This window comes from Pseudomonas syringae, assembly GCF_023278085.1.
Lineage (GTDB): Bacteria > Pseudomonadota > Gammaproteobacteria > Pseudomonadales > Pseudomonadaceae > Aquipseudomonas > Aquipseudomonas syringae_Q.
Map to the genome: position 1 here is coordinate 4198084 of NZ_CP066265.1, position 25611 is coordinate 4223694.

Sequence of the window (25611 nt, forward strand, 5' to 3'; positions counted from 1 at the left end):
ACAGGCGATGGCGGCGATTCTAGGTGGCGCGCCGCACGGCGATAAGCGGGGAGTTGTGTGAATCTTTGTTACCGACACGGTGATAATGCTTTGGTCTGGCTGACATGCGCCCGTTACTTCATGTCACAATTTGCCATCATCTCAGAGAAGTACTCATGGACACCCTGCAAAACATGCGTGCCTTCAGCTGTGTGGCGCAAGCGGGCAGCTTCACAGCTGCCGCTGCCGTGCTCGACACCACCACGGCCAACGTCTCGCGCGCGGTCTCCAACCTGGAGGCGCACCTGCAGACCCGTCTGCTCAACCGCACCACCCGGCGCATCGCGCTCACTGAGGCAGGCAAACGCTATTTACTGCGCTGCGAGCAGATTCTCGCCTCGGTGGAAGAAGCCGAGGCCGAAGCAAGCGACGCCCACGCGCGCCCGGCCGGGCAACTCAAGGTGCATTCGATGCCCGGTGTCGGCCAGCACTACGTGATCGATGCCATCGCCCGCTATCGACGCAATCACCCTGACGTCGCGTTCGACCTGACCATGACGCATCGCGTCCCGGACTTGCTCGAAGAAGGCTTTGACGTGTCGATCGTGCTGGCCAGCGAACTGGCAGACTCGGGGTTCGTGTCGCAACGCCTGGGCATCACCTACAGCATTGTTTGCGCCTCCCCCGAGTACGTCAGGACATTTGGCATGGCACATAAACCTGCCGACCTGCTGAACCATGCGTGCCTGCGCCTGGTGAGCCCGGTGTTCCCGCTGGAAAAGTGGCTGTTCGACGGCCCGGATGGCCAGGAAATGGTCACCATCAACAGCTCGCCCTTGCTGGTCAACTCAGCGGACGCGATGAAAACGGCGATCTCCAGCGGCATGGGCATCGGTATTCTGCCGATCTATTCGGCCATCGACGGTCTGCGCAACGGCACCCTGGTGCGTGTGCTGTCCGACTACCGCTCGCAGGAGCTGAACCTGTACGCCATCTACCCGTCGCGCCAGTACCTGGATGCCAAGATCAGAACCTGGGTCGAATACCTGCGCGGCTCGCTGCCGGAAATCCTCGCGGCCGATGAAGCCGATTTGCACGTGCAGGCACTCAAAGCCTCTTCCTGACATCGTACAACTGCAAAAAGCGGCTGCCAAAGGGCGGACAGGAATGTTAGCGTGCTACTCATTCAACCGCTCAAGAGTGACTGCCCGATGAAAAAAACCGTACTCGCCTTCAGCCGTGTTTCCCCTGAAATGGCTGAGCGTCTGTCGCAAGACTTCAACGTGATCGTGCCCGATTCCAAAAAGGGTGACATCAACGCCCAGTTCGACGAAGCCCTGCCCGAGTCCCACGGGCTGATCGGCGTGGGTCGCAAGCTGGGCCGCGAACAGCTGGAACATGCTGCGAAACTGGAGGTGGTGTCCAGCATTTCGGTGGGCTACGACAACTACGATGTCGGTTACCTCAGCGAGCGCGGCATTCTGCTCACCAATACCCCGGACGTGTTGACCGAAACCACCGCTGACCTGGGTTTCACCCTGATCATGAGCAGCGCCCGGCGCGTCGCCGAGCTGGACGCCTTCACCAAAGCCGGACAGTGGACCCGCAGCATCGAAGCGCCGCAGTTCGGCACCGACGTTTACGGCAAGACGCTGGGTATCGTCGGCATGGGCAATATCGGCGCGGCGATTGCGCGGCGTGGTCGTCTGGGCTTCAACATGCCGATCCTGTACAGCGGCAACAGCCGCAAGACCGAACTTGAACAGGAACTGGGCGCGCAATTTCGCAGCCTGGATCAACTGCTCGCCGAAGCGGATTTCGTTTGCCTGGTCGTGCCGTTAAGCGAGAAGACCAAACACCTGATAGGTCGTCGCGAGTTGGGCCTGATGAAGCCCGGCGCGATTCTGATCAACATCGCCCGCGGCCCGATTGTCGACGAGCCGGCACTGATCGAAGCCTTGCAGAACGGCACCCTTCGCGGCGCTGGCCTGGACGTCTACGAAAAAGAGCCGCTGAGCGAGTCGCCGCTGTTCCAGCTCAAGAACGCCGTCACCCTGCCCCACGTCGGCTCGGCCACCACTGAAACCCGCCAGGCCATGGCTGATCGCGCCTACCACAACCTGCGCAGTGCGCTGCTGGGCGAGCGGCCTCAGGATCTGGTCAACCCTCAGGTGTGGAAGGGCTGAGTGGCATACCGCTGTCGATCGTTCCTTGGGTAAGGAACGATCGACATTGACTCAGGCCAGCTTGCCGCCGACCACAACAGCGATCGGCCTGGCTTTTCTGAACACCAGCACGTTGCCGACCATTACCAGCACAAGCCCCAGCAAGGCAGGCAAGGTCCATTGATAACCCTCGACCCAGGTCGAGATGTTCAGCGCCACTATCGGGAACAACACCGTGCAGTAAGCGGCGCGCTCCGGCCCCATGCGCCCCACCAGAGTCAGGTAGGCGGTGAAGGCAATCACCGAGCCGGGGATGACCAGATACAGCAGCGACCCGATATAGCGGGTGTTCCACTCGAACGTGAACGGCGTGCCGCTCAGCACGCAGTAGACAGCGAGGAGGCTCGCTCCGTAGAACATTCCCCACGCGTTGGTGGTCAGCGGACGCAGACCGGCTTTCTGTTGCAGGCTCGACAGCATATTGCCCGCTGAGAAACACAGTGTGCCGAGCAGGGCGAGGCCCAGACCGAGCAGGGTTTCGTGGCTGGCACTGTGTCCGGACAGCTCGGGCCAGAACAGGCAGGCCAGCCCCAGCAGGCCCATCGCCCCACCGGCGAGTACATTGCCAGCGATTTTCTGACGAAAGAACACCCGTGCGTTCAGCGCATTCCATAAGGTCGACGTCGAGAACACCACCGCGATCAGGCCGCTGGGTATCCACTGACTGGCGGTGTAGAAGCACATGAAGTTGACGCAGAACAGGCACACGCCTTGCGCCAGACAGATCAACTGACCGCGACGATTGACCGGTTGCAGGCGCTTGGTCAGCAGTAGAAATGCGAAAAGCACCAAGGCCGCCAAGGCAAAGCGGTAGACGATGGAGACCGGGATGGCGACGTCGCCGAGTTGCAGTTTCAGGGCAATCCAGGTCGTGCCCCAGATCAGCACGGTCAGCAGATAAAGCGAAATGTTCATGGTGCGGGCTCCTCAATGAGCCAGCAGTCTGCTGCGTCCTGGGCGCAACCCGTTTGCATAATCTTGCGCTTTTGATTGAACAGCTAATGGCAGCGGCACAGGCGGCGAGTAGGATAGCAAGCCTAAAGGAGTCGACATGCCAGCCATTGAATCCATCCAGGTCTTCCAGGCCCTGAACAGCTCACCCCATGCGCGTCTGGAGCAAAGTGCGCCGCTGGGCGACGGGCTGGTGGCCGCGCAGTGGAACAACCGGCATGACTCGCAGGAATATCACGCGCCGACTCACCATACGTTGTCATGCTACATCGCAGACGGCACCGGTACTTTCCGGCGCGGCCAGCCGGACCGCAAAGGCTCGCCGGGCAAGCTCTGCATATTGCCCGCAGGCCATGAATCGGCCTGGGTGGTGAATGGCGAGATCCGTCTGGCGCATCTGTATTTCAGCCCGGAACACTTTGCGCTGGGCTGCGTCACGCTGCTGGATCGCGAGCCGCGCGAGATGCAACTGCGTGAAAACACCTTTCTGGAAGACCCGGCACAAGCGGCGCGCTTCCAGCAGTTGATCCGCCTGAACTGGGCCGAACCCGGCGAACGTCTGCTGACCAGCAGCCTGGCCCACGAAATGGTCAGCCATGCGTTGCTCAGCCAGGCAGGCATGCGCGAAGGCTTGCGCCTGAAAGGCGGGCTGGCGCCGCATTTGCGGCGTCAGTTGATTGAGTTCATCGAAACGCACCTGGCTGACCCCTTGAGCCTCGGGCAACTGGCGAGCCTGTGTGCGCTGTCGGAATACCACTTCGCCCGCATGTTCCGGGAAAGCTTCGGCTTGCCGCCCCATCAGTACCTGCTGGCCCGACGGATCGAGCAGGCTCGCCGATTGCTGCGCCAGACCGCCACGCCCCTCGGAGAAATCGCGCTGGCTTGCGGTTTTGCCAGCGCCAGCCACTTCAGCAACCGGTTTCGTCAGGCCGTGGGCGCAACGCCCGGTGAATATCGACTGGCGTTAGGGTCTGTTCGACCCTGAGCGGAAAAATGCAACGCAATATGAATGATAAATATTCTCATACGCAAAAGAGTCTGCCAGAATCCACGCCATCATTGAATCCCGTGGATTGTTCTCCGAGATGCACACCGCCCTTTCCGCTCTCAATCACACTGTCGAAGGCCTTTATGAGGCACACAACGCCTGGCTGACGACCTGGTTGCGGCGCAGGCTCGGCTGCCCTCACAACGCGGCCGATCTGGCGCAGGACACGTTCATCAAGGTGCTGGGCGCCCGCGATACTGCGCAGATCATCGAGCCCCGTGCGTTCCTGACCACTATTGCCAAACGCGTGTTGAGCAATCACTACCGGCGTCAGGATCTGGAGCGCGCCTATCATCAGGCGCTGTCCGAACTGCCGGAAAGCGTGGCACCCTCGGAAGAAGAACGGGCGATCATCCTCGAAACCCTGATAGAGCTGGATCAGTTGCTGGACGGCCTGCCGGCGCTGGTCAAACGCGCCTTCCTGATGTCGCAGGTCGACGGCCTGAGCCACGGCCAGATCGCCGCCGAGCTGGGCATCTCCATCGCGACGGTCAAACGCCACCTGAGCAAGGCCGCGCTGCGCTGCTATTTCGCTTTATGAACCCGACCAGCGATTCTCTGAACAGATCCGATATCTCGCCTGCCGTGGCGCAGCAAGCAGTCAACTGGCTGCTGGAAATGCAGGAAGGCGTACTCGACTCCCGCCGACAGCAGGCCTGGCAGCTGTGGCTCAATGGCAATTCCGAGCATCAGCGGGCCTGGGCGCATATGCAACGCGTCAATCAGCGCCTGAGCGGGCTGTCCTCGCCACTGGCACACGCGGCCCTCAATGCGCCAAAATCCAACAGCCGTCGGCAGGCGCTGAAACTGCTGTTGCTGCTGGGTGCGGGCTCGGCGGCAGGCTGGAGCCTGCGCGAGCAGATCGCGCTGCAACCGTTGCTGGCCGACTACAACAGCGGCGTGGGCGAACAGCGCAAGGTGGCGCTGAGCGATGGCAGCCAGGTGCAGTTGAATACCGCCAGCGCCGTGGATGTGCGCTTCGATACGCAGCAGCGGCTGATCCAGTTGCTGCAAGGCGAAATCCTCATGACCGCTTCGGCGGATCAGCGCCCGTTGCACCTGCTTAGCGCTGAAGGCACGGTGAAAGCCTCGACGGGCACCAGCCGCTTCAATCTGCGCCAGCTGGAGGGGCGCACGCAACTGGCGGTATTCGCCGGGGCCATCGAAGTAGCGCCCGCCGGCAGAACCGGGCCGGGCCTGATGCTGCGGGCGAGCCAGCAAGTGACGTTCAGTCGTGATGCCTGGGACAGCGTGCGCCCGCTGGATGCAGGCAGTGGCGCGTGGGCCGAAGGGATGCTGGTGGCGTCGCGCATGAAGCTGTCGGACTTTCTGAGCGAGCTGGGTCGCTACCGACGCGGCCGTTTGAACTGTGACGCAAAAGTGGCCAGCCTGTTGATCTCCGGCAGCTACCCATTGGCCGACAGCGAACGCATCCTCGACATGCTCGAACTCGCCCTCCCCGTGCGCGTGCAGCGCTTTACCCGCTATTGGGTGAACGTGCAGGCGCGGGTCTGACAGTGATTGCCCAGCTTTTGATTTATCGTTCCCACGCTCCGCGTGGTAATGCCTTTCGTGACGCTCCGCGTCACACGGCGGGGCCTTGATGCGTACTTCAGGCCGAACGAAATGCAGGCTCCGTTGAAGCCAGAACGTCGGTTCCGCTTGCTGTCTCACAAGAACTTAAGACTTGTGACGCAGAGCGTCACGAACTGCATGCCGACGCGGAGCATCAGCACGATAGTCAGCTGGACTTGCGTAGGTCGGCCAAAATTTTGCTCATCCCCACGCCCAGCTTTTGATTTATCGTTCCCACGCTCCGCGTGGTAATGCCTTTCGTGACGCTCCGCGTCACACGGCGGTTCTGCGAAATCAGGTGGGTGGGGGTTCGGCTCAGGTCCCCTTTTCGCCCCTCGGCGACTCACTTTGAGGGACCAAAGTGAGCAAAGTCCTCGCTCCTGTTTCCGGCCCGACTTCGTCGGGTTCCTTCGCCCTGTCACTGATCCGGGGGGCGCCGCAACGGGCCATCCATGGCCCGGTGCGGCTTGCTCGGCGTCCTGCCGAGCATCCCCCGGATCAGCGCCAGGACTCAGCCGTCACTCACGTCGCAATCTGCGTCGTCAGTGCCATCGTGACAAAAAAGCGTTTTTATGTGTGCAGTGATTACAGGCAAGGCATGACACTGCGCTGCAACACGGATGTGACGCAGAGCGTCACGAACTGCATGCCGACGCGGAGCATCGGCACGATAGTCAGTTGGACTTGCGTAGGTCGGCCAAAATTTTTCAAACAGTGTGAGCCGTTTTTTGCTGCTCGCGTGACAGACAGGGAAAGCATCTCTCAACCTTCCGGTCAAAGGACTCCTGCATGTCAGCCCGCCCTACTCAACTTTCGCCATTGGTGCGCACACTGCGTCATGTCATTTTCGGCGCCAGCCTCTCGGTCGGCAGCCTGTCGATGGCTTACGCTGCAGACGTGACTCCCAAGGTGTATCACATCGCACCCAGCGAGCTTGAGGCGGCGCTGAGTCAGTTCGGGCGCGAGTCGGGCGTGCTGATTTCTTACGGTTCGCAGATCACCGGCGGTTTGAAAAGCCGTGGGCTGGAAGGTCAATACACGCCTGAGCAAGGCCTGAATGCCTTGCTCGAAGGCACCGGGTTGCAGGCCATGGCTGACGGCAACAACGGCTTCACGTTGCAATCGGCCAGTGTGGCGGGCGCGCCTATCGAACTGGGCGTCTCCACGGTGGTCGGCGACTGGCTGGGCGAAGCGCAGCAGACCAACGTGTTCGAACATCCGGGCGCACGTGACGTGATTCGCCGCGAGGAGTTCGAGCGTGCAGGTGCAACGTCGGCGCGCGAGGTGCTCAATCGCATTCCCGGCGTCAATGCGCCGGACAACAACGGCACCGGTAGCCATGACATGGCGTTGAACTTCGGCATTCGCGGCCTCAACCCGCGTCTGGCATCACGCTCCACCGTATTGATGGACGGCATCCCGGTGCCGTTTGCACCTTATGGTCAGCCACAACTGTCCTTCGCGCCGATCAGCATGGGCAACATGGACGCTGTGGATGTGGTACGCGGCGGCGGCGCAGTGCGTTACGGCCCGCAAAACGTGGGCGGCATCGTCAACTTCGTGACCCGCGCCATCCCCGATGCGCCGACGCTCAAAGGCGGCATACAGACCGAAACCAGCCCGTCGTCCAGCCATGACGGCTTCAAGACCACCGGCAACCTGCTGGCCGGCGGCACCGCAGACAACGGTCTGGGTGGTGCGATTCTGTATTCCGGCGTGCGCGGCGGTGACTGGCGCGAACACAGCGACACTGAAATCGATGACCTGATTCTCAAAGGCAAATACCAGATCGACGAGGCCAACAGCCTCAATGCCATGGCGCAGTACTACGAGGGCGAAGCACAGATGCCCGGCGGGCTGAGCGTCAAGGACTACGATGCCGACCCGTATCAGTCGACGCGCTTGAAAGACAAGTTCTGGGGCCGTCGCACGATGTTCAACTTCGGCTATCGCTACGAACAGGATGCGCGGGTGTTCACGGCCAACACGTTCTTCACCAAGACCTTGCGCAGCGGTTATCTCGATCAGGGCAACTTCGTCTCACTGTCGCCTCGTGAGTACTGGGTGCGCGGCCTGGAAACACGCTTCTCGCAAGGCTTCGCACTGGGCGAGACCTGGCACGAAGTCGGCGTCGGTTATCGCTACGTCAATGAAGCCGGTCATGAACTGCGCTATCGCGAACCGGTAACGGGCGAACTGCCAACCACCGGCAGCCGCAACGACCGCGACACCCGCGGCGCGACAGAAGCGCATGCGTTTTACATCGATGACCGGATCGATATCGGCAAGTGGACCATCACGCCCGGCGTTCGCTACGAAATGATCGACACCGCGCAGAACAACAACCTGACCAATGCCCGCTATCAAGGCGACTACAGCACCGCGCTGCCTGCATTGAACGTGCTTTATCACCTGACTGACACCTGGAACCTGTACGCCAACACCGAGGGCTCGTTCGGCAGCGTGCAGTACAGCCAGATGCCTAACCGCGTGACCGGGGATGAAGTCAAACCGGAAAAGGCGCGTACCTGGGAGCTGGGAACACGTTACGACAACGGTAACCTGCGGGCCGAGATCGGCGCGTTCCTGATCAACTTCGACAATCAGTACGACAGCAACCAGACCAACGACACGGTGATCGCACGCGGTGAAACGCGTCATCAAGGCATCGAAACCAGCATCAATTACGCGCTGGAAGGTCTGAACCCGGCACTGGCTGGCTACGATGTCTACGCAACCTATGCGTTCGTAGACGCAACCATTCGTGAAGAAGGCCCGAACAAGGGCAACCGCGTGCCGTTCTCGTCAAAGCATAAAGGCACGCTGGGCGTCAGCTATACCGAAGGGCCGTGGAAGCTCAATGTCGACAGTTCTTTCCAGAGCGATCAGTTCGCCGACAACGCCAACACGGCAGCCGAAAGCGCCGATGGCAGCACTGGCAAGATCCCGGGTTACATGCTGTTCAGCAGCCGCGCCAACTACGACTTCGGCCCGCAATTGTCGGACCTCAACGTTGCTGTCGGGATAAAGAATATCTTCAACCGCCAGTACTACACCCGCTCGTTCGACGACAACAACCGCGGCAAATACGTCGGCGAACCGCGCACGGTGTATGTGCAGACGTCGGTTGCGTTCTAGTTTCAGGAAAAAAGACGACGCTGGTGCCAACGCATTGGCATGCATTTCGGCACAACCTGCACCATGCGTCACGGCGGCCATGTGACGCAGAGCGTCACGAACTGCATTCCCACGCTGGAGCGTGAGGAACGAGAGGCGTCAAGGAGAACGCCTATCGTGCCCATACTCCGCGTGCTCCGAGTCCAATCCCGAGCAAGCGGCACCGCGCAGATTTGTAATGCGCCGCGTCACGAACTGCATGTTCACCCTAAAGCGTGAGTTGAGTAACGAGAAGCAGGTTCCTGTCACCACCGATACGTAGCACTTGCCTGCACGGTACGTTGCGAGCCGTACCAGCACCATGAATAGGTGTAGCAGGACGCGACGTACTCCTTGTTGGCCAGGTTGGTGACGTTCAGTGCCAGGCGCAGGTTGTCCATGCTGTTGCTGATGTTCGGGATGTCGTAATGCACAGCAGCATCGAACAAGGTGTAGCCCGGCACTTTCAGGGTGTTGGCTTCATCGCCCCAGCTTGCCCCGACATAACGCGCACCGCCGCCCACGCCAGCCCCCTTCAACTGCCCCTCATGAAACGTGTAATCGACCCATGCCGACGCCGTATGGCGTGGAATGGCCGGAGCTGTGGTGCCTTTGGTCGAAACCTCCGGACCCGGTGCGTCGCCGATGATGCCGGACGTTACATTGACCACGTTGTTGGACTTGGTCACCCGGTTATCCAGATAGGCATAGGCGGCCGTGATGTCCAGGTTGTCATTCAGACTGGCCTTGCCTTCCAGTTCGAAACCACGCGACTGCACTTCACCGGTCTGCACCTGACAGACCGCGCCATTACACATATTGCCTTCCGGGTCCTGGGTCAGCACATTGGCACGACGCAAATCGAAAATCGCTGCAGTGATGAAGCTGTTGCTGCCGGGTGGCTGGTATTTGATGCCAAGTTCGTACTGCGTGCCTTCGGTCGGCTCGAACAGCGAACCGCCCAGCCCTGTGCCGGTTTGTGGTTCGAAGGATTCGGAATAACTGATGTACGGCGCCAGCCCGTTATCGAACAGGTAAACCAGGCCCAGACGCCCGGTGAACGCTTCGCTGTCGGCAGAAGACCGGGTCTTGGCGCGTGAAGTCAGGTCGGTAGAACTGTTGCTGCTCTCGGCCCAGTCGTAACGGCCGCCCATCAACAACACCCATTTGTCCCACTTCAACTGTTCTTGCAGGTACAAGCCTTTTTGCTGATCGCGCTGCGTGCTGGACTCGGTGTAACCCGGGATCGCCACCGGCGAACCATAGACCGGATTGAAGATATCCAGCGTTGGCCCAATGCCATAACCGGCTTTGCTATCAGTGCTGGTGTTCTGATAATCGGCCCCCAGCAGCAACGTATGCTGCAGTGGGCCAGTGTCGAACCTGGCCTGCATCTGATTATCGAACGTGTACGAATCCAGGTTCACGTCGGTGGCGATGGTGGCGCGTTCCGAGGTGCGATAGTCAGGCTGCAAAGTGCCCCAGCCGTTATAGATGCTTCGGTAAAGCCCTTCACTGCGCAGGTAGCGGGCGTTCTGGCGGAAGGTCCAGACATCATTCAGGTGGTGTTCGAACAGGTAACCCACCGCATGGTACTCACGGTCGCTCTTTTCGAAGTCTTTCTCGCCGTCATAAAAGTCAAAGTCGATGTGCCGCCCGGTCGGGCTGTTCACCACTGAACCGTAGGCAGGCATCGAGCCATAAGACGCGCCTTTGGGATCGCTCTGATAATTGGCCAGCACGGTCAACGACGTATCGTCATCGGGCCGCCAGGTGAATGCCGAAGCGATTGACTGACGACGGGTTTCGGTGTGTTCGATCTGGCCGTCAGCATCATCGTACAGCCCGGACAGGCGATAGGAATAAACGCCTTGATCATCGACAGGGCCGCCGAAATCGAACGTGGTGCGCTTCTTGTTGAAGGTGCCGTAGGTCAGACCGATCTCGTGAAACGGTGTTTCTGTCGGCAACTTGCTGACCATGTTCACCACGCCGCTGGGGCTGGCCTGGCCGTATAACACTGACGCGGGACCGCGCAGCACTTCCACCCGCTCCAGATCGAACGCATCCTTTTGCGGCGCAGCGTCGCGGTTGTCGGGCATGCGCAGCCCGTCCAGATACAACGCAGGCGAGAACCCACGGATGCTCAGCATGTCCAGACGCGAAGCCGTAGAGCCGCGCGTCTCGGGCACCACTGCGGCGCTGTAGCGCAACATCTGGCTAAGATTCTCCGCGCCCTGGGCTTTCATCTGATCCTTGGTCACCACCGAGATCGATTGCGGCGTCTCGATCAGCGCGGTGTCGGTCTTGGTTGCCGACAACCCGCGCGCGGCCACATAACCGGTCACCGGCCCGGTGGCGGTCTCGAATTGCGCCGCACCACTGATGGTGGTGGCCTGCAACTCCATCGAACCCTCGACAGCCTCGGGCGCGGCCTCGATACGATATCGATTGGCCGACAACGCCATGGCCCGCAAACCGCTGCCGCCCAACAGGCGGGCAATCGCCTCATCGGGGCTGTACTGCCCCTGCAAACCGTTGCTGCGCCTGCCTTGGGTAAGCGCAGGATCGAACGCCAGCGCCAGGCCTGCCTGTTCCGAAAAGGTGTTGAGCACCTGACTCAAATCACCGGCCGGTATCGAGAAACTGCGCGTCGCATTGACGCCGGCCGCTGGCAGGGAAGATTCGGCGGCGTGCGACGGCAGCGCTGCACACGCCATCAGAACGGCAAGTGCCAAGGGGTGCAGCGAACTGGCGGGACGGGGCATGACAGATCCTTGGTATAGATTGGGTTTCCTTAGCCTTGACGTATACCTTCGTGAAACAGACAGTGAATGAGATGGATTTACATTCAAATAATCGTCGGTGCTTTTTTGCTGCGAAATATTTCTTACATATTGGGGTTGAATTGTCAGGCCATTGCCGCCAACACTGTGAGTGAGCGCAAACGAAATCGATTCCGCAGGGAATCGCACAGTCCAGCCTCGCACGAGCAAGCCCTAATAAGGATTAACTATGCAAATCCAGGTCAATAGCGATAATCACATCGAAAGCAGTATCCGACTGGAGGAGTGGGTCCGTAGCACCGTTGAAAGCACGCTCGAACACTACGACGAAAACCTGACTCGCGTGGAAGTCCATATCCGCGATGAAAACGGCGACAAGCCCGGCCCGCATGACATCAAATGCCAGATGGAAGCGCGGCCCAAAGGACACCAACCTATTTCTGTTTCCCACAAAGCCGATACGGTCGATCAGGCTGTGGATGGTGCTGCGGTAAAACTCGATCACGCTCTCGAGCATCTGTTTGGCAAGCTGCGCGGCAGCAAACGCGGCGCTGCGCCGGCCCTCGCCGAGCAGGACGACGACCCGATCAGCCCGGACGCGCTGCTCGAAGAAGAATTTCTGGAAAAAGAGCAGGAGAAAGAAGCCGCTCGGCTGACCTGAGTTAGCTGACACGTGTGGTAAACAGATACGTTTTGTAAACAAAGGGCGAACCGGAAACGGTTCGCCCTTTTTGCCAAGGGCGCAGCTATCGGGCAGCCGGTTCGACGCGCACCAGCAAATCGGTAAATCGCTCGACCTTGATCGGCAGGTTATCGGCCAGCGTGGCCAGCGCCGCATCGGTATCATCCAGCCGGAACACGCCAGACACCCGCATCCCCTGCAACGCCTGCGCATCGAAACGCAGCAGGCCGTGGCGATAACTCGCGAGGGTTTGCAGCACTTCACTCAGCGGCCGGTCATCAACCCTGAGCACGCCACGCGTCCAGTCAGCCGGGTCCTTGTTGCCCAGTGCGTGCGGCGTCTGCACTCGCCCGTCCTTGAGCAGCGCCTGCTGACCGCTAGCCACTTTCACTACGTCCGCCGTGTTGGCCTGTGCGGCGATGGCTGACTCCAGCACGCTGACCGTCGTGCCCTCGTCGCCACGCCGCACCACAAAGCGTGTGCCCAGCGCGGTGACTGTGCCCTGATCCGTGCGCACCACAAACGGTCGCTGCACATCTTTGGCCACCTCGACCCACAGTTCGCCTTCCAGCAACTCGATGGTCCGCTGCCGTCCATCGAATTTAACATTCAGCGCAGAGCCACTGTTCAGTTGCACCTGGCTGCCATCGGCGAGGGAAAACTCGCGCCGTTCGCCGACCGCCGTGTGCTGGTCGGCCATCCACACAGGCAAGCGCTCGGCACTCATCCAGCCGCACATCAGAACACCGATCAAGGCCAGCGCCTGCACTGCACGCGAGTGGGGTTTTGCCCCCGCCGGTGCGAATGTTTGTCGGAGTGCGGCTCGCGCAGAAGTGTCGGACAATTCGTCAAAACTGCCCCACATAGAGTGCATGCGCGCCAGTGCCACTTCATGTCCGGGGTCTGCCTGCCGCCAGCGTTCGAAGGCCTCTCTGTCCGTTGGACTGACCGAGTCATCGTGCAGCAAAGCCAGCCACGACGCGGCCTCGCCAATCATCCGTTCGGAGGGTTCGTGCCTGTCGCTCATGCGAAATGGCCCGAACTGTGCAGTGTCTTGTAGCAATGCACCATGACACTGGCCATGTACTGTTTGACCATGCTGGAGGACACACCCAAGTGAGTGGCGATTTCGCTGTACGTCAGCCCATCAAGGCGATGGAGCAGAAAAGCCTGGCGTGGTTTCTCGGGCAGGCCTTCGAGCAACCGGGCGATTCGCTCCAGGATCTGCAATGCGGCATGAATCGCCTCAGGGCCGGGAGCGTCGGTTCCGTCGGCATGCAACGCCAGCGCATCAAGGTAGGCACGCTCGACCTTGCGCCGCCGCGCACCATCGATCAGCAAGCGAGTTGCGGTGGTCGCCAGGAAAGCGCGCGGTTCCTTGAGATTGGGCGGTTCGGTCAGGGTAAGAATTCGCACGAAAGCGTCATGAGCCAGATCAGCCGCGCGCTGCGAGCAGCCGATCTTTTTCCGCAGCCAGTTCTGCAACCACGAGTGATGGTCGCTGTAGAGCTCGGTCATTTGCTGGCGACGACTGGCGTCGTCATCAACCGCGGAAAAGTCGCGCATACGTCAATGCATCTCAAACACGAAAAATTATCATTAACGCAAAAGATGACAGCAAAACCTCTGAGCAGCAAGCGCCGGAGCAACGCGACCGCTGATCAGTCATCAAGAACCAAAAGGACTATTACCCGGTCAACTTATGCAGAACCATTGAGCAGGTGAATGATATGGACAATCCTTTTCAGATGATCACAGACACATTCCACCCCGATTACCGGGTGAATCTGAGCATTCAAGGGCTGGACGGCAGCATCATGCTGACCCTCTCCAATGAACGCGGAGTGGTTGCCAAGCGCCTGATCAGCGCTGCGCAACGTAACGATCCCCAGCGCCTGCGCAAGCTTATCGAAAGCGTGCAGTTCGGCATCGCCATCGAGCGTGGCGAGAGTGCGATCAAGATTCTGGCGGCGATGACGGACGGTGTCACACTGCAAAAAAACCCGGCGCCCGCAAATGGTCTGTGGTCACGGGATCAGGCCGTCGTCAACGCCGGAGCGTGACGAAACCCCGACTGTCACGGCTGTCTTTGCCTGCTCGTACATATCCCCTCCCCCGGTCGTCCTCCGTGACGACCGCGACCTGCAGCTCTCATCGAATCGCCCTCCAGCCGTCTCGCAGGTTCAGCTAAAGGACAGATACAACCTGCTACAACACTTCTTGCGCAGAAACATTCGAGCAACTGGGCATTCAGCTCAGCGCCACTGCACCTGCGGTTAACGCCGAGGAGGCAACATGTTCTTACGTTATGGGGTACTGATCGCATCACTTGCGATCGCATCAGGCTGTGTCGAAGAGCGAGTGGTGCATGAGCGACCGCACGCACATCATGAATACGTCGAAGAAGTCATCGCGCCGCAAGCGCCGCCCGAGCGAATAGTCGAGGTGGAACCCGCGCCGCGTCCCGGCTATATATGGGCACGCGGTTACTGGCACTGGAACGGCCAGCGCTTTGTGCCGGTTCACGGTCACTGGGAAGCAGAACGACCCGGCTATCGCTATGTGCATCCGCACTGGGAGAGCGCAGGTGACGGCTGGCACTGGCACGCCGGGGTCTGGCTCAACTAAAACTTTCCTTACAGCAAGCACCTGGCGGCATCTTTCATGGATGCCGCTGGCGCTTCGATCAGACCTCGCCCTTCTCTTCCGTCACGGCACCTTTGACCGCGCTGGATGAATCGGGGATTTTCGCCGACGGGTATTTGTACGACGCGTAGCGCACGACCAGAATCGCGAACGCCAGTAACAGAATGCCGCCACACAAATAGATGATGCCGATGTCGGGCGGATTGTGGTGGGACACGTCGGAAATCAGCAGGCGGGTCAGTGCGGTGATCGCAACATAGATCAGGAAGCGCACAGGCATGTGATTGGTCTTGAAATAAATCCCGGTCATCGCCCCCAGTTCGAGATAGATGAACAGCAACAGGATGTCATCGACGGTGACGTTGCCTTTCTCGACCATCCCCAGAAACGCGACCACTGACGCCCAGGCAGTGATTGCACCGATCGCGAACAGCGCAAGAAAGTGGAAGCTCTCGACACAGAGATTGCCAAGCGATTCGGCTTGCCCGTGCACCCGATGCCTTATCTTTACGGCCCATTTGTTTCCCATGACGCTTACCTCTGAACCTTCGTTTATGCCGACCGGACACCGCCGGGTACTCGTGACACCTGTGTGTGGCCTGCTATATAAAGCAGGAACAGGGCCATAGGCTATGGTTGAGAGCGCGACGGGATGTCGCAAGGCACATTTGCAGGGTAAAAAAGATGCTCAAATGCCACTATTCAAACAGCGCTTGATTGCTCCAGCCCTTTTACTGTATAAAAACACAGTAATCGAGAAGTCACCCTCAGACGCAGATGCGTGGGTGAACGGCTTCAATGTGGCGCACCGCTCTCTCTGACCGGCACGCTGGTCATGCACGATCACTGCTTTTGCATTACCCGCGGGTCAGCGCGTGAAGCACTGGACGTCCGGGTCTAGCCCTATCAACACTGGATAAGACGACGAGGCCAAAATGGCTGTTGAAACCCTTTACCGCAGTACCCGCGATCTGGAGACTACTTTCGTGGACCGTAAACTCGCCGATGCGCACGATCAAATGCTCGAGCTGGCCGAGCTGCTCACTGACGTCCTGGTCAAGAACGTACCGGGGATCTCCGAGAAACACGCGGAAGACGCGAGCATTTACATGGCGAAGAACCGGGCCGTTTTTGCGGCAGCGTTCAAAAACAACGCTACAGCGCTGAACGAACTGTCGGAGACAGCCAGTACAGAAAGCTGACGGACATCCGAACGAATCTCGACCCTTTCGTTTGAGGGTCGTTAACCATTCTCATTTATGGCTTGCCCAGATGACTGCAGTCCTGTTACAACTCTTGGCTGTCGAGGTTCGAATGTATAGTTTCAGCTGAATACCATGTAACGCGACTCCCGATAACCTCTCGCTGTACCTCCGCTGCAAACTCGTTACATAGTAAAGTTCCGCACCGTCATAATATCAGCGTCATTTTTTGTGAACCTCTTCTCTTTTAATGTCATTAATCAGGCGTCAGGATTTTGCTGTAGTGAGTCACTTCACTGCCCCTCATTTTTTGTTTGAACTTTTTGCCATCACGCTGAATTAGAGTATTCATTCCCGCCCTGACAACAGCAGACAATAAGCCACCACCCCCCTGAAAGCCTAGTATTCATTGGTCCAAACGCACCCATGAACGCGCAGAGCCGAGCGCCTGACCGTGTTTAAAAATGAAAGTTCCTAGCAATCCTTACATCGAAAAATACTTAATAAAAAGTTTGGCTTTATTAAAGTGTTCTGCTAATAATTCCAGCAAATCCGGGTAACAAGGCATTTTGCTACATCACACTGAAGTGAACATCGAGTATCAACTCCGATCTTTCCCGCCCGAGAAACCCATCAACTCGCAAGCTGTCCGAGCCCATTGCCCGGTTCAGTTGCTGTGCGGCGCGCTCAACAGCGCGGGAGGAAATAAATGGCTGGTCAGCAACCCAGAATGAAGGTCCTTTCGATTTTCGGCACTCGCCCGGAGGCTATCAAGATGGCGCCTCTGGTCAGAGCACTGGCCGCAGAGCCGGGTATCGATTCAAGAATCTGCATCACCGGTCAGCATCAGAGCATGCTGCAGCAAGTGCTGGACATGTTCGAGCTCAAGGCGGATTACAGCCTTGACGTGATGCGTCCAGGGCAGACACTGAATTCTCTGACGGCAGCGCTGTACGCGGCTATCGATCCGATCCTGGACGAAATGCAGCCGGACAAGGTTCTGGTGCACGGCGATACCACCTCGGCCATGGTGGCAGCGATGTCGGCGTTTCATCGTCGCATCCCCATCGGCCACGTCGAGGCTGGCTTGCGCACCGGTGATATCCGTCAGCCTTGGCCTGAGGAAATGAACCGTCGCTGCATCGATCTGATCTCCGATCATTTGTTCGCGCCAACCGCCGAGTCGCGGCGCAACGTGCTGGGCGAGCGCCTGCAGGGTATTTCTTTCGTGACGGGCAACACCGTCATTGACGCCTTGCAGCTGACCGCCCAGCGAATCGATTCGAACCGTCAGTTGTGCCATGCACTGGATCGCCAATTTTCGTTCCTGGTGCCAGACCGCAAAGTGCTGGTGGTGACCGGTCATCGCCGCGAGAACTTCGGCGACGGCTTCCTGAACATCTGCAAGGCGCTGGGTGAACTCGCGCAGCGTGACGACATACAGATCGTCTACCCGGTACACCTGAACCCCAACGTGCTGGGGCCGGTGACCGAACATTTGGGCGACCTGCCCAATGTGCATTTGATCAAACCGCTGGATTACCTGTCGTTCGTGCGCCTGATGCAACGCTCCCACGTGATCCTCACCGATTCCGGTGGCGTGCAGGAAGAAGCGCCGTCGCTGGGCAAACCGGTGCTGGTCATGCGCGACGTCACCGAGCGGCCTGAAGCCGTCGCGGCTGGCACTGTGCGCCTGGTGGGCACCGAACCGGACGCCATCACTCGCGGCGTGAACGCCTTGTTTGACAACGACGAGCTCTGGCAGAACGCTGCCCGCGCCGCCAACCCCTACGGTGACGGTAAGGCCAGTGCGCGTATCGTCGATGCGCTGATGGGGCGCCCGGTAAACGAATTTGTCGCTGAAATGCCGCGTCGTCGCCCGGACCCGGTCGATGTTATGCCTGGCGTCATGCCCGGGCACCTGCAACAACATGCGCAAGTGCGTTCAATGGCCAGTTAATACAGCGAGATGTTCGCGCTACAACCCACAATCGAATCCGCAGCAGACAGTCCGTAGACGTTACGGGCACACGGTTCACGCCCTGTGCCCGTCAGGCCTTTCTCGCGGACCTGCTGCCTGCTTCAAGACCCAATGGCCTTGAGCCCTTACCGAGACATACCCGATGAAATCTTCCGTTACCGTAAACATGGGCGCGCTGAGCGCCTTTGCCTGCGGAATGAGCCTGCTGGCTCTGATGCCCACCTTCGCTCTGGCCGCCGACAGTCCCTTGACCCTGGCGATCAACCGGATCACTGCCGACAACCGTCAGGAGCGAGTGGTCGAGCTGCGGGAACTGGGTATCGATCGCCCGATCATTCTCAGCGCCAGTGATGCGCGCCGGGAGCTGTACCTGCCAGTGCCAGCCAATGTGCCACTGACTGACGCGACGCTGAATTTTGACGCCAGTTACCTGAACGGCGAAGCAGGCCGCAACACGCTGCTGCTGTCGCTGGACGGCTATCCGGTACGTGCCCTTGGCCTTAACGAAGAACAGGGCAATGCCAGCACGGTACTGGGTGTTGACAAAGCGGCGCGGGAAAGCGGCTCGGTGCGTCTGGGCGTTGCCTGGTCCTCGGTGATCTCGAAAGTACTCTGTGAAGACGAACGCGCCATCGGCAACGTACTGCGCATTGATCCGCACACCCGGCTGACCTACAGCTATGACGCCAGCCAGTTGCAGGATGTCGGCGCGGCGTGGACCGCACTGCCCGGCAAACCCGGTCTGCTGGTCGCACCGGGCACCTTGTCCGCTGCCAGCTACGATGCTGCCTGGCGCCTGGGCGTTGCTCTGGAACGAATCGGCAAGCAGGCCCGTATCCTGCCGTTTCCTGCCGTACAGGACAGCCTTGATCTGAGCAATCTGCGTATTCCGGCAGAACTCATGCAGATCCCGGCGTTTGCCAGCCTGAATGGCAAAGGCGTTTACACCCTGCGCGATCAGGCTGAAATCGGTGCCCTGCTGATGCTCGGCCAGACACCTGCGCTGCAGGCAGACCTGGCCATCAGCGACCCGCAACTGCTCAAGGCCATCGATGACTCGCTCGACGCGCTGCAAGCGCAAGTCCAGAGTGTCGATGCATCGGCCGCTGGCGCACTGAGCCAATGGCGTGAGCGCCACATCAAAAAGCCGCTTGCCAACAGCGCTGGCGACGACGTCAGCCTGGCGTTGCTCGGCAATCGCGCCTTGCTGATGATCAAGCCGGAATCGGCGAACAAGGCCATTGGCCTGTTCAGCTCGGCGTGGAACAAACTGGCCCGCAGCCGCCAATTGACCATCGGCGAAGAAGCGGCCATGCCGCTCAGCGAAGACGGTCGTGTGGCATTGACGCGCCTGGGCGGCAAGCCCGGGACGGTCGACGTGCTGGCGAAAACCGACTGGACCGCTTCGTTCCCGCTGGGCAGCGTGGCCTATGACGGTCGCGTACCGGTCACCGCCATGATCGATGTGGCGGCCGCACCGGGTGCGTCAGGCACGCCTCCGGTTGCTACTGTGTTTCTCAACGATTACCTGATCGGTGCGTTGCAGTTGACGGCCGACGGCAAGAAAGAACGCATCGAAGCACGGATTCCGCAATACGCTCTGGCGGCGCAGAACACCTTGCGTGTGTCTTTCCAGCGTCAGCCGGTCAGCAACATGTGCCTGGAAACGCCACAGGCGTTCCCGATCTCGGTACTGCCGACCAGCCATGTGGTACTGGACAAGGTCAACCCGGACAGCAATTTCTCCGGGATGGCCGCGCGCTTCGCAACCGACACTCAACTGATGGTGCCTAAGGGCTACCTCGAACGTCCGGCCAGCAGCCTGCCGCAGGTTGTCCGTGTTGCCAGCGCGGCCGGTGTTTCGCCGTTGCGCGCCCAACTCAGCGTCAGTGACGACGCCAGTGTTGCAGTGACACCGGCCAAGGCGTTTCTGGCCTTCGAGCTGCCGGTCAAGGACGCTGCCGAGTCGGTCAAGGCCGATAACGAAGGCCATCTGCTGATCAACCACAAAGAACAGACGCTGCTGGATCTCAAGACCCTCAATCACCTGGCCTCCCTGCAAGTGATCGAGGCTGGCAGTCAGCACGGTATGGTCTATCGCACACTGGGCGGTCAGGCCCCGGTCTTCGAGCGTCCGTTGCTGCTGGAACGCGGCAATGCAACCCTGCTCGCCGACAGCGGCCCGGTGGCGACTTTTGACGCCAATGATCCAACCGGCAGCAAGATGATCGAAGAAGAAGAAACCACCGGCATCGAAGCCTGGCGCAAACCGTCGCTGCTGTGGCTGATTCCGGCCGGTATCGTGCTCTTTCTCATCCTGTTGCTGGCTGGCCGTAACGCCCGTCGCAATCGCTCGTAACGGATCGCCGCAATGACGTCGCTTTATTGGCCTTACTGGCTGGCCCATTACTACAGCGTGCTGGAAGTCGCGACGATCATTGTCGGGCTGATCATTCTCGTGTCGAGCATCGATGACCTGTTCATCGACATCTGGTACTGGTCCAGGCGGCTGTACCGCAAGTTCACCGCCGAACGCCGCTACCGGCCATTGACTGCCGAGCAGTTGATGGCGCGTGATGAGCAGCCGCTGGCGATCATGGTCCCGGCCTGGCTGGAATACGACGTCATCGCGCCGATGATCGAAAACATGGTGTCGACCCTCGACTATCAGAATTACGTGGTCTTCGTCGGCACCTACATCAACGACCAGCGCACCATCGATGAAGTGGAGCGCATGCGCCGTCGCTACAAGCAGTTGCACCGTGTAGAGGTGCCGCACAACGGCCCGACCTGCAAGGCCGACTGCCTGAACTGGGTGATCCAGGCGATCTTTCTGTATGAGAAGACTCATGCCGTACAGTTCGCCGGGACCATCCTGCACGACAGCGAAGACGTGCTGCACCCGCTTGAGCTGCGCCTGTTCAACTACCTGCTGCCACGCAAGGACATGATCCAGCTACCGGTCGTGTCGCTGGAACGCAACTGGTACGAATGGGTTGCGGGCACCTACATGGATGAGTTCGCCGAATGGCACGGCAAGGACCTGGTCGTGCGTGAAAGCATGACCGACACCGTGCCGTCGGCCGGTGTCGGCACCTGTTTTTCGCGGCGTGCCTTGATGGTGCTGGCCGATGAGAACCAGAACCAGCCGTTCAATACCGAAAGCCTGACCGAGGACTACGACGTCGGCGCACGGCTGGCAAAGTACGGCATGCAGGCGATTTTCGTGCGTTTCCCGGTGCAATTTCGCGTGTTGCGCAAATCCTGGTTCCGCAAGCAGTACGAATCCACCCTTGAAATGCCGCTGTGTGTCCGCGAGTTTTTCCCGGACACCTTCCGCACCGCGTTTCGCCAGAAAGCCCGCTGGACGCTGGGTATCGGCCTGCAAGGCTGGGAACAGATGGGCTGGACCGGCTCGCTGGCAAACCGTTACCTGCTGTTTCGCGACCGCAAGGGTGTGGTGACCTCGTTTATCAGCATCATTGCCTACCTGATCCTCATCCAGTTGCTGGCACTGATCGTTCTGCGTTCCAGCGGGCTGTGGAATACCAGCTTCCCGACACCGTTTGAAACCACCGGGCTGATTCAGTACCTGCTGGTGGCCAACGGCATTGCCCTGCTGTGGCGGATAGCTCACCGTTGTTACTTCACCACCGTTCTGTATGGCTGGCAGCATGGCTTGCTGTCCATACCGCGCATGGTGGTCGGCAACTTCGTCAACTTCATGGCTGCCGCGCGGGCCTGGCGGATGTTTCTGGTGGGCAAGCTGCTCAACCGCAAGCTGGTCTGGGACAAGACCATGCACGACTTCCCGTCCACCGACCTGGTGGCTGCCGCGCCTCGCCGTCTGGGCAGCGTGCTGTTGTCCTGGCAGGCCATCAACGACGAAAAACTCCAGAGCGCACTGGCTGAACAGCAAACCCGTCAGGTGCCGCTGGGCAGGATTTTGCTGAGCCATGGCTGGCTCGACGATGAAACCCTCGCTGAGGCCATCGCCTTCCAGAATGATCTGCCGCGGGTGTTCGACATCGCCAGCAAACGCGCCGACAGCAGTGTGCTGGCGGATGAGTTCTGCCTGCGCTGGCGCGTGGTGCCACTGACGATCAATGTTCAGGGGCGCACGGAAATCGCAGTGGCCAGTCCGCTTCCGGAAGAAGGCTTGCAACAGATTACCGAACAGCTTGGCTCGGAGCCGGTGCAACTGGTCGCGCGTGAAAGCGAGATCGTTGCGCAGTTACGTCAGCTGCAAGCCGTTGGCGGTCAGCCTTTGCCGGCCGCTGCGCCACTGCTGGGCGATCTGCTGGTCGAGCAGGGCCTGCTGGACCGCGAGGTGTTCCGCAAGGCCATGCTGGGTTATCGCCCGCATGTGCATGGCCGTATCGGCGATTATCTGGTCGACATCGGCGTGCTGCCCAGAGAAACCATCGAAGAGGCTGTGGCCCTTCAGCACAATCAATATCGACCTGCCGATCAAACGGAGCAGCCATTATGAAGCGCCCCTTCATCCTGTCGCTGCTGGTGACTGGCCTGAGTCTCTCTTCGCCGTTCAGCCAGGCAGAAACCCTGCCGTTGCCGTTGACCGGTCCGGCGTATGCCATCGCCAACGAAGCCTACATGGCCTACAACCGCAAGGATTACGACCTCGCGATCGCCAAGGCGAACGAGGCGCTGCGTCAGCGCGCCGATGCCAGCCAGTTGCGCGACCTGATTGCCTTGGCCGAACGCGACAAGTACCGCCGCGATCACCCGCAGCGCGCCTACAAGACGCGTCCGAAACCCGGCTATCTGGAAGGTAATCAGGCGCTGCGGGCATACGCCCGGCATGACTACAACGGCTCGGCCAGCCACGCCCGCAAAGCGATTGCACAGGCACCGAAAAGTCTGGATTACCGCATGATGCTGATCGAGGCACTGCAACGTCAGCAGCGTCTGGACGAAGCGCAGACAGCCATTAACGACGCAGAGCAGGCACTCGGCCCACAGCCGGTCCTGACGCGCCGTCGGCAGGCGATCCAGGAGCAGGTGGCGGTCGACAAGGCGGCCACTGGCTACAAGGCACTGGCACGCGGCGATAACGAAACCGCCGTCAGCGAGGCGCGTGACGCTGTCCGCAGTTTCCCGAAACAAATGGCGTACCGAAAACTGCTGGTCAGCGCTTTGATTGCCCAGGGGCAATACGCCGAAGCACGCTCTGCGGCCACCGAAGCGCTCGCGCTCAATGGCAACGACGCCACCCTGCTCGTCCAGCGGGGACAAATGCGTCAGCGTCTTGGCGATCAGAACGGTGCCCGTCAGGACTTTGCCCAGGCCATGGCCGTCGGCAATCTGCCGCTGCGTGAACAGGCATCTTTGTATGCCGCCATGGGCCAGCCGGGCGAGGCGCTGCAACGTTTGCAGAAAGCCCGCGACGCTGGCGAACTGCAACCGGGTGATGAAGTGCAGATCGCCTACTTCCTGAGCCAGGCAGGCGATGATCAAGGCGCACTGGACACGTTCAAGCGCGTTGATCGTCAGTCCGGTCTCAAGCCCCGCGAAGTGCAGGATGCCGCCTACAGCGCCATGCGCACCCCGGATGACGCGCAGGCCATCGCCTACTTCAAGCGCGTGCTGGATTATCAGCAGACCGGCGATTTGCAGATGCCTGCCCAGCAAGTGTTCGATACCCGCCGCGCGGTCTCCGATCTGTCCCGCGTCTGGGGCCTGACCAACACCACGACTTATCGCGGCGCCAGCACCAGCAGCGGCCTGAGCGGCGCACCCGGCGGCAGCAATGACAGCGTGCAGAACAGCACCGAGGTGTTCTGGCGGCCGTTCGGTTACCGCAATGCGCGCTTCGTCGAGTTGTACGGGCGGGTGACCGACACGCTGTGGAGCAAGAGCGGTGAATCCGACACCGGCGCGGACGCCCTGCAAGGCGCGCTCGGCATACGTGCCAAGCCGTTCAGCGAAGTCAACATCATCGGCGCTTTCGAACGCACGTTCCCGCTGGGCAATTCCAATGCCGACGGCGACTGGCTGGTGCGTCTGGGCTATGGCTCCAGCATTGGCACTGACTTGCGGGTCGACGTGCCAAGCTGGTGGACCTCACAGCTGTACGCTGAGGGCGGCCGTTATCTGCAGGACAAGCGTAACTACTTCAACAGCGAATGGCAGGTCGGGCGCAGCTTTCGCCTGGACAGCATCAGCCCACGGCTGGTGGTATTCCCGCATGTGGTCGCCGCAGTGGACTACGATTCGAAGATGCGCAGCGAGGTCGACAGTCTCGGCCGCAGCAGCACGTCTTCCGGCAACGCAGGCGGTCTGGGCGTCGGCACGGGTGTGCGCTACTGGTTCCGCGAGGACAGGTACAAGGCGCCGCAGTCATATGTCGATTTCTCTGTGCAGTACCGGGAGAAAGTGTTTGGCGATGACCGGGCAGAAGGTGTATTCGCCCGTATGACGTTCTCGTGGTAATCACCGCACATCAGCCATCCGGGAGTAGTGTTTGAAGGCTTTGCTCGCACTGTTGCGACGCGCGACGCTGATCAAGACGTCGCTGGCTGCGCTTATGATCGGCGTGCTGGGCGTCGGCTCCAGCGAGTTGTATCGGATACTGCTGCCCAAAGGGCCGGGTATCGTCGGCATTGTCTGGCAGCCGGATAACGCCACGGTCGGCATCAAGGGTGACTGGGACACACTCGGCGCACGGCAACTGCTGGTGCAGTGGACGGCGGTCGACGGGCAGTCCTTCATACCGGGCACCACCCTGCCGAACGTACCTGTCTTGCCGGACTGGACACGGATCGGCAAAGAGCCGTGGGCCAAGGAAGTGATTCTCGGGCTGGCCGGGCACTTCAGCGAAAACCAGTCGCGGGACAACATCGAGCAACTGGCAACCCTGTCTGCGCAACTGGCCAACGTGAAAACGCCGCTGAACGTCACTGGCTGGTATTTTCCAGCCGAGGTAGACCCCAGCTGGAGCCGTGCCAAAGAGCTGCCTGCACTGCTGGCGAAACTGCCGAGGCCGCTGTGGATAAGTGTCTACGACGGCGCCAATATCGGCCCGGCCGCCACAGCTGACTGGCTGAAGACCTGGCTGCCGGATGATATCGGGGTGTTCTTTCAGGACGGCGTCGGCGTTTACGCCCGTACCGCGCCGATCGCCCGGACCTACGCTGACGCGCTGCGCAAACGACTGGGCAAAAACCGGGTGAGAATCATTGTCGAAGCCTTTCGCCCACAGGCCGGCGGTGGCTTTCGCTCGGCAACCGCCGATGAGTTGCAACCCCAGCTCGACGCTTATGACGGTTACCCGCTGTACCTGTTCGACGGCCCGCACTACGTAACGCCAGAACTGGTAGACGCACTAAACAAGTAGCAACAGGCTGCGCTGGACGAAAG

At 60.1% G+C, this 25611-nt stretch carries 20 protein-coding genes; 15 read left to right on the plus strand and 5 right to left on the minus strand.

Features of this window, described 5'->3' with window-relative positions; all coding sequences use genetic code 11:
- Positions 1-155 precede the first annotated feature (155 nt).
- Both I9H07_RS18715 and I9H07_RS18720 read left to right on the plus strand, forming a co-directional pair.
- Positions 156-1103 carry a LysR family transcriptional regulator gene (locus tag I9H07_RS18715; protein WP_024673752.1) on the plus strand — a complete coding sequence of 316 codons (948 nt, stop codon included), beginning with the start codon at positions 156-158 and terminating at the stop codon, positions 1101-1103.
- Positions 1104-1190: 87 nt separating this feature from the next.
- Entirely contained in the window at positions 1191-2165 is a 975-nt protein-coding gene (locus tag I9H07_RS18720; protein WP_236424088.1) for a 2-hydroxyacid dehydrogenase, read from the plus strand.
- Between the two features lie 51 nt (positions 2166-2216).
- Here I9H07_RS18720 and I9H07_RS18725 read toward each other — a convergent pair whose 3' ends face one another.
- A complete protein-coding gene (locus I9H07_RS18725; protein WP_236424059.1) occupies positions 2217-3119 on the minus strand; it encodes a DMT family transporter in 903 nt (300 codons plus the stop codon).
- A gap of 136 nt (positions 3120-3255) precedes the next feature.
- On the opposite strand from I9H07_RS18725, the gene I9H07_RS18730 reads away from it, so the two are divergent.
- The 4 genes from I9H07_RS18730 to fecA all read left to right on the plus strand — a co-directional run bounded on the left by I9H07_RS18730 (position 3256) and on the right by fecA (position 8916).
- Complete coding sequence (locus I9H07_RS18730) at positions 3256-4140, plus strand: helix-turn-helix domain-containing protein (RefSeq protein ID WP_236424057.1); 885 nt, start codon at positions 3256-3258, stop codon at positions 4138-4140.
- A gap of 100 nt (positions 4141-4240) precedes the next feature.
- Entirely contained in the window at positions 4241-4744 is a 504-nt protein-coding gene (locus tag I9H07_RS18735; RefSeq protein ID WP_024673755.1) for a sigma-70 family RNA polymerase sigma factor, read from the plus strand.
- The gene (locus tag I9H07_RS18740) at positions 4741-5718 is read left to right on the plus strand and encodes a FecR domain-containing protein (RefSeq protein ID WP_236424055.1); all 978 of its coding nucleotides are present in this window, start codon (positions 4741-4743) and stop codon (positions 5716-5718) included. The genes I9H07_RS18735 and I9H07_RS18740 overlap by 4 nt, the downstream gene beginning before the upstream one ends.
- Positions 5719-6567: 849 nt before the next feature.
- Positions 6568-8916, plus strand: coding sequence for a TonB-dependent Fe(3+) dicitrate receptor FecA (gene fecA, locus I9H07_RS18745; RefSeq protein WP_236424054.1), 2349 nt, complete (start codon positions 6568-6570; stop codon positions 8914-8916).
- A 284-nt stretch (positions 8917-9200) separates the two neighbouring features.
- Here the strand turns inward: fecA and I9H07_RS18750 are convergent, their stop codons facing one another.
- A complete protein-coding gene (locus tag I9H07_RS18750) occupies positions 9201-11702 on the minus strand; it encodes a TonB-dependent siderophore receptor (RefSeq protein WP_236424052.1) in 2502 nt (833 codons plus the stop codon).
- Positions 11703-11949: 247 nt separating this feature from the next.
- Here I9H07_RS18750 and I9H07_RS18755 point away from each other — a divergent pair, with 247 nt between their 5' ends.
- Positions 11950-12381, plus strand: coding sequence for an HPF/RaiA family ribosome-associated protein (locus I9H07_RS18755; protein WP_024674703.1), 432 nt, complete (start codon positions 11950-11952; stop codon positions 12379-12381).
- A gap of 85 nt (positions 12382-12466) precedes the next feature.
- Here the strand turns inward: I9H07_RS18755 and I9H07_RS18760 are convergent, their stop codons facing one another.
- Both I9H07_RS18760 and I9H07_RS18765 read right to left on the minus strand, forming a co-directional pair.
- Positions 12467-13429 carry a FecR family protein gene (locus I9H07_RS18760; protein ID WP_236424049.1) on the minus strand — a complete coding sequence of 321 codons (963 nt, stop codon included), beginning with the start codon at positions 13427-13429 and terminating at the stop codon, positions 12467-12469.
- The gene (locus tag I9H07_RS18765; RefSeq protein WP_236424048.1) at positions 13426-13968 is read right to left on the minus strand and encodes a sigma-70 family RNA polymerase sigma factor; all 543 of its coding nucleotides are present in this window, start codon (positions 13966-13968) and stop codon (positions 13426-13428) included. Before I9H07_RS18765 ends, I9H07_RS18760 begins: the two co-directional genes overlap by 4 nt.
- Positions 13969-14132: 164 nt before the next feature.
- Here I9H07_RS18765 and I9H07_RS18770 point away from each other — a divergent pair, with 164 nt between their 5' ends.
- Positions 14133-14465 carry a DUF3509 domain-containing protein gene (locus I9H07_RS18770; protein WP_058823867.1) on the plus strand — a complete coding sequence of 111 codons (333 nt, stop codon included), beginning with the start codon at positions 14133-14135 and terminating at the stop codon, positions 14463-14465.
- Positions 14466-14697: 232 nt separating this feature from the next.
- Positions 14698-15030 (plus strand): YXWGXW repeat-containing protein, encoded by a 333-nt coding sequence (locus tag I9H07_RS18775; RefSeq protein WP_024674699.1) that lies wholly within the window; start codon positions 14698-14700, stop codon positions 15028-15030.
- A 58-nt stretch (positions 15031-15088) separates the two neighbouring features.
- Here the strand turns inward: I9H07_RS18775 and I9H07_RS18780 are convergent, their stop codons facing one another.
- Positions 15089-15577: a phosphate-starvation-inducible protein PsiE gene (locus I9H07_RS18780; RefSeq protein ID WP_058390844.1), complete on the minus strand. Its 489-nt coding sequence runs from the start codon at positions 15575-15577 to the stop codon at positions 15089-15091.
- A gap of 406 nt (positions 15578-15983) precedes the next feature.
- On the opposite strand from I9H07_RS18780, the gene I9H07_RS18785 reads away from it, so the two are divergent.
- The 6 genes from I9H07_RS18785 (at position 15984) to I9H07_RS18810 (ending at position 25588) form a co-directional block, all read left to right on the plus strand.
- Positions 15984-16250, plus strand: a complete 267-nt coding sequence (locus tag I9H07_RS18785; RefSeq protein ID WP_024646778.1) for a YebG family protein — start codon at positions 15984-15986, stop codon at positions 16248-16250.
- 709 nt (positions 16251-16959) lie between these two features.
- Positions 16960-18210 (plus strand): non-hydrolyzing UDP-N-acetylglucosamine 2-epimerase, encoded by a 1251-nt coding sequence (gene wecB / locus I9H07_RS18790; RefSeq protein WP_058823868.1) that lies wholly within the window; start codon positions 16960-16962, stop codon positions 18208-18210.
- 163 nt (positions 18211-18373) lie between these two features.
- Positions 18374-20590 carry a cellulose biosynthesis cyclic di-GMP-binding regulatory protein BcsB gene (locus I9H07_RS18795; protein ID WP_024674697.1) on the plus strand — a complete coding sequence of 739 codons (2217 nt, stop codon included), beginning with the start codon at positions 18374-18376 and terminating at the stop codon, positions 20588-20590.
- Positions 20591-20602: 12 nt separating this feature from the next.
- Positions 20603-22723 carry a glycosyl transferase family protein gene (locus I9H07_RS18800; RefSeq protein ID WP_236425712.1) on the plus strand — a complete coding sequence of 707 codons (2121 nt, stop codon included), beginning with the start codon at positions 20603-20605 and terminating at the stop codon, positions 22721-22723.
- Positions 22720-24684: a bacteriophage N4 adsorption protein A gene (locus I9H07_RS18805; protein ID WP_236425713.1), complete on the plus strand. Its 1965-nt coding sequence runs from the start codon at positions 22720-22722 to the stop codon at positions 24682-24684. The genes I9H07_RS18800 and I9H07_RS18805 overlap by 4 nt, the downstream gene beginning before the upstream one ends.
- A gap of 31 nt (positions 24685-24715) precedes the next feature.
- Complete coding sequence (locus tag I9H07_RS18810; protein WP_248957188.1) at positions 24716-25588, plus strand: hypothetical protein; 873 nt, start codon at positions 24716-24718, stop codon at positions 25586-25588.
- Positions 25589-25611 lie beyond the last annotated feature (23 nt).

What these genes read in the sequence shown, in the direction of transcription:
- I9H07_RS18735 (WP_024673755.1), top strand. Translation starts at nt 4,241, where the DNA reads ATGCACACCGCCCTTTCCGCTCTCAATCACACTGTCGAAGGCCTTTAT.
- I9H07_RS18720 (WP_236424088.1), top strand. Translation starts at nt 1,191, where the DNA reads ATGAAAAAAACCGTACTCGCCTTCAGCCGTGTTTCCCCTGAAATGGCT.
- I9H07_RS18760 (WP_236424049.1), bottom strand. Translation starts at nt 13,429, where the DNA reads ATGAGCGACAGGCACGAACCCTCCGAACGGATGATTGGCGAGGCCGCG.
- I9H07_RS18715 (WP_024673752.1), top strand. Translation starts at nt 156, where the DNA reads ATGGACACCCTGCAAAACATGCGTGCCTTCAGCTGTGTGGCGCAAGCG.
- I9H07_RS18780 (WP_058390844.1), bottom strand. Translation starts at nt 15,577, where the DNA reads ATGGGAAACAAATGGGCCGTAAAGATAAGGCATCGGGTGCACGGGCAA.
- I9H07_RS18785 (WP_024646778.1), top strand. Translation starts at nt 15,984, where the DNA reads ATGGCTGTTGAAACCCTTTACCGCAGTACCCGCGATCTGGAGACTACT.
- I9H07_RS18770 (WP_058823867.1), top strand. Translation starts at nt 14,133, where the DNA reads ATGGACAATCCTTTTCAGATGATCACAGACACATTCCACCCCGATTAC.
- fecA (WP_236424054.1), top strand. Translation starts at nt 6,568, where the DNA reads ATGTCAGCCCGCCCTACTCAACTTTCGCCATTGGTGCGCACACTGCGT.
- I9H07_RS18755 (WP_024674703.1), top strand. Translation starts at nt 11,950, where the DNA reads ATGCAAATCCAGGTCAATAGCGATAATCACATCGAAAGCAGTATCCGA.
- I9H07_RS18795 (WP_024674697.1), top strand. Translation starts at nt 18,374, where the DNA reads ATGAAATCTTCCGTTACCGTAAACATGGGCGCGCTGAGCGCCTTTGCC.
- I9H07_RS18765 (WP_236424048.1), bottom strand. Translation starts at nt 13,968, where the DNA reads ATGCGCGACTTTTCCGCGGTTGATGACGACGCCAGTCGTCGCCAGCAA.
- I9H07_RS18805 (WP_236425713.1), top strand. Translation starts at nt 22,720, where the DNA reads ATGAAGCGCCCCTTCATCCTGTCGCTGCTGGTGACTGGCCTGAGTCTC.
- I9H07_RS18730 (WP_236424057.1), top strand. Translation starts at nt 3,256, where the DNA reads ATGCCAGCCATTGAATCCATCCAGGTCTTCCAGGCCCTGAACAGCTCA.
- wecB (WP_058823868.1), top strand. Translation starts at nt 16,960, where the DNA reads ATGGCTGGTCAGCAACCCAGAATGAAGGTCCTTTCGATTTTCGGCACT.
- I9H07_RS18775 (WP_024674699.1), top strand. Translation starts at nt 14,698, where the DNA reads ATGTTCTTACGTTATGGGGTACTGATCGCATCACTTGCGATCGCATCA.
- I9H07_RS18750 (WP_236424052.1), bottom strand. Translation starts at nt 11,702, where the DNA reads ATGCCCCGTCCCGCCAGTTCGCTGCACCCCTTGGCACTTGCCGTTCTG.
- I9H07_RS18740 (WP_236424055.1), top strand. Translation starts at nt 4,741, where the DNA reads ATGAACCCGACCAGCGATTCTCTGAACAGATCCGATATCTCGCCTGCC.
- I9H07_RS18800 (WP_236425712.1), top strand. Translation starts at nt 20,603, where the DNA reads ATGACGTCGCTTTATTGGCCTTACTGGCTGGCCCATTACTACAGCGTG.
- I9H07_RS18725 (WP_236424059.1), bottom strand. Translation starts at nt 3,119, where the DNA reads ATGAACATTTCGCTTTATCTGCTGACCGTGCTGATCTGGGGCACGACC.